Source organism: Mesorhizobium sp. M7A.F.Ca.CA.002.05.1.1 (assembly GCF_003998335.1).
Lineage (GTDB): Bacteria > Pseudomonadota > Alphaproteobacteria > Rhizobiales > Rhizobiaceae > Mesorhizobium.
On sequence record NZ_RZQI01000625.1, the window covers coordinates 1 to 3,572 of the forward strand.

Annotated in this window: 3 protein-coding genes; 2 read left to right on the forward strand and 1 reads right to left on the reverse strand. The window is 61.6% G+C overall.

Annotated elements, in window-relative coordinates; translation table 11 throughout:
- The coding region (locus EN939_RS25340) for an ATP-binding protein (RefSeq protein ID WP_164751209.1) at nt 1-770 on the reverse strand (770 nt) is incomplete at its 3' end.
- Nucleotides 771-1,046: 276 nt separating this feature from the next.
- Here EN939_RS25340 and yajC point away from each other — a divergent pair.
- Nucleotides 1,047-1,385 (forward strand): preprotein translocase subunit YajC, encoded by a 339-nt coding sequence (gene yajC / locus EN939_RS25345; RefSeq protein ID WP_127270542.1) that lies wholly within the window; start codon nt 1,047-1,049, stop codon nt 1,383-1,385.
- Nucleotides 1,386-1,436: 51 nt separating this feature from the next.
- The coding region (secD, locus tag EN939_RS25350) for a protein translocase subunit SecD (protein WP_127270544.1) at nt 1,437-3,572 on the forward strand (2,136 nt) is incomplete at its 3' end.

The following is a 3,572-nucleotide window of genomic DNA, read 5'->3' on the forward strand; positions in this document are numbered from 1 at the left end:
GCACGCAGCGTGTCGGGATCGATTGCCAGCCCATGGTGCCGGACATAGCCATCGATCATGTCGAGATACTCGTCCTGCGAACATTTGTGGAAGCCGAGCCACAGCCCGAACCGGTCGGACAGCGACACCTTTTCCTCGACCGCCTCGGATGGGTTGATCGCGGTCGAGCGCTCATTGTCGATCATGTCGCGGGGCAACAGATGGCGGCGGTTCGAGGTGGCGTAGAAGATGACATTGACTGGCCGACCCTCGACGCCGCCTTCGAGCGCTGCCTTGAGCGATTTGTAGGAAGTGTCGTCATGGTCGAAGGAGAGGTCGTCGCAAAACAGGATGAAGCGGAAGGGGGCCGCCTTGAGCAATCCCATCAGCTTCGGCAGCGTGTCGATGTCCTCGCGGTGGATTTCGATCAGCTTCAGCGGCAGGTCGGACTTGGTCCTGGCGTTGATTTCGGCATGCACGGCCTTGACCAGCGACGATTTGCCCATGCCACGCGCGCCCCACAGCAACACGTTGTTGGCTGGGTAGCCGGCGGCGAAGCGTTCGGTGTTGTCGACAAGGATGTCGCGGACGCGGTCGACGCCACGGATCAGGCCGATGTCGACGCGGTTAACCCTGCGCACCGGCTCCAGATAGCCGGGATCGGCCTGCCAGACGAAACAATCGGCCTCGCCGAGGTCGGTTTGGGGCACCGGCGGCGGGGCAAGGCGGCTCACCGCCTCGATCAGCCGGTCGAGTTGCTGGTTCAGGGATTCAATGCTGCTGTCGGTCATGACTGTCTTTTGTTTTCGCGTTTTTGATGTCTGGGGGCGTGAAGCTGCCCGATTCCGCCTGATACAAAACCGGTCGCAACCTTTTGTTAGAGCATAATCTTTTGCGGAAACCGGCTCGCGCTTTTCGCGATCATGCTCTAACACGGCTCAACAGGCCGTAAAAGCAGCCGATTTGGCCGGCCGCGCAGTTGCATTGACAACTTTACCGACTATATTCCGGCCAAATTTCAAGGGCCGCCAAATTGGCGGCTGTTTTCAAAGATCAGGAGTACCTCGATGTTCGTGACACCGGCATACGCCCAAGGCGTCGGCGCTTCTCCCGACATGTTCATCAGCATTTTGCCCTTTGTCCTGATTTTCGTGATCATGTATTTTCTGATCATTAGGCCGCAGCGCACGCAGCTGAAGAAGCGCGGCGAGATGCTGGCGGCTGTCCGTCGCGGCGACACGGTCGTCACCGGCGGCGGCTTCGTCGGCAAGGTGACCAAGGTGATCGACGACAACGAGCTCGAGATCGACCTCGGTAACGGCTTGAAGGTGACGGCGCTGCGCTCGACGATCGCCGATGTGCGCGTCAAGGGCGAGCCGGTGGCCAACCAGAACGCCAAGAAATAATCCAATTTTAGGCGGAGCGATCCGCGGACACGCTCTGACGGACGACGCCATATGCTGTATTTTTCGCGCTTCAAGATGATCCTGATCTGGGTGGCCGTGGCCATCACAGTGATCCTCGCCGCGCCCAACCTGTTCTCCGCCAGCACGCTGGCGCAATTGCCCAGCTGGGTACCGAAGCGGCAGATGACGCTCGGCCTCGACCTGCAGGGTGGTTCGCACATCCTGCTGGAAATGAACCAGAACGATCTGATCAAGGATCGGCTGGAGACGACGCGCGATGAAATCCGCACGCTGCTACGCGACGCCAAGATCGGCTATACCGGCCTTGCCGGCACGGGGCGGACCCTGCAGGTCCGCATCACCGATCCCGCCCAGATCGATGCCGCCAAGACGGCGCTGAAGACGCTGACCGATCCGGTCGCTGCCGGCCTGTTCACCGGCGGCTCCGTCCAGGAAATGACGCTCGACGATTCCGAGCCCGGCCTGCTCAAGTTCAACGTCACCGACGCCGGCATCAAATACCGCACGTCGACCGCGCTGACGCAGTCGATCGAGGTGGTCGAACGCCGCGTCAACGAACTCGGCACCACCGAACCGATCGTGCAGCGGCAGGGCGACGACCGTATCCTTGTCCAGGTGCCGGGTCTTCAGGACCCGCAGAGACTGAAAGAAATCCTCGGCCAGACCGCCAAGCTGACCTTCCAGATGGTCGACCAGTCGATGCCGGTGCAGGACGCGCTCAATGGCCGTCCGCCCGCCGGGTCATCGGTGCTGTATTCGCAGGACGATCCGCCGGTTCCGTATCTGATCGAAAATCGCGTCATCGTCTCGGGCGAAAACCTCGTTGACGCACAGGCGACATACAATTCGCAGAACAACGAGCCGGTGGTGTCGTTCCGCTTCGATTCGAAAGGAGCGGCGCGCTTCGGTCAGGCCACGGCGCAGAATGTCGGCAAGCTGTTCGCCATTATCCTCGACAATCAGGTGATTTCGGCGCCGCAGATCCGCGAGCCGATCCTCGGCGGCACCGGCCAGATTTCCGGCAATTTCACTGCCCAGAGCGCCAACGACCTTGCGGTGCTGCTGCGCGCCGGTGCGTTGCCCGCGACGCTGACGGTGATCGAAGAACGCACCGTTGGTCCGGGCCTTGGCCAGGATTCGATCCATGCCGGCAAGGTCGCCGGCATCATCGGTTCTATCCTCGTCGTCGCCTTCATGTTCGTCGCCTACGGCTTCCTCGGCTTCCTCGCCAACATCGCGCTGGCGGTGCACGTGGCGATGATCGTCGGCGTGCTCTCGCTGCTTGGCGCTACGCTGACCTTGCCTGGTATCGCCGGTATCGTACTGACCATCGGCATGGCGGTCGATTCCAACGTGCTGATCTATGAACGTATTCGCGAGGAGCGACGCGCCGGCCGCTCCGTGATCCAGGCGATCGATACCGGTTTCACCAAGGCGCTGGCGACCATCGTCGATTCCAACATCACCTCGCTGATCGCCACCGTGGTGCTGTTCTATCTCGGTACCGGGCCGGTGAAGGGCTTTGCCATCACCTACGCCATCGGCATCCTGACCACGGTCTTCACCGCCTTCACCTTCACCCGCCTGCTGGTCTCGATCTGGCTGCGCCGGGCTCGCCCGAAGGAATTGCCGAAGGCACCGGTGACCTTCGTTCCGCCCGGCACCAAGATCCCCTTCATGGGCATCCGTCGCTGGACCTTCACGCTCTCCAGCGCACTGTCGATCCTGTCGGTGGTGCTGTTCATGACCGTCGGCATCAATTACGGCATCGACTTCAAGGGCGGTTCGCTGATCGAGGTGCAGGCCAAGAGCGGCAATGCCGACCTCGCCGACCTCCGTGCGCGGCTGACCGAGCTCAACATCGGCGAAGTTCAGGTGCAGCAGTTCGGTACGCCGAACGACGTGCTGATCCGCGTCGGGACGCAGGATGGTGGCGAGAATGCCGAGCAGACCGTCATCGACAAGGTGCGTGGCGAGCTGCAGGACAATTACGATTTCCGCCGCGTCGAAGTGGTCGGCCCGACCGTTTCTGGCGAGCTTGCCAAGCAAGGCACGATCGCCATGCTGATCGCGCTGCTTGGCATCCTGGTCTATGTCTGGTTCCGCTTCGAATGGCAGTTCGCGGTCGGCGCCATCGTGGCGACGGTGCACGATGTGGTCATGACG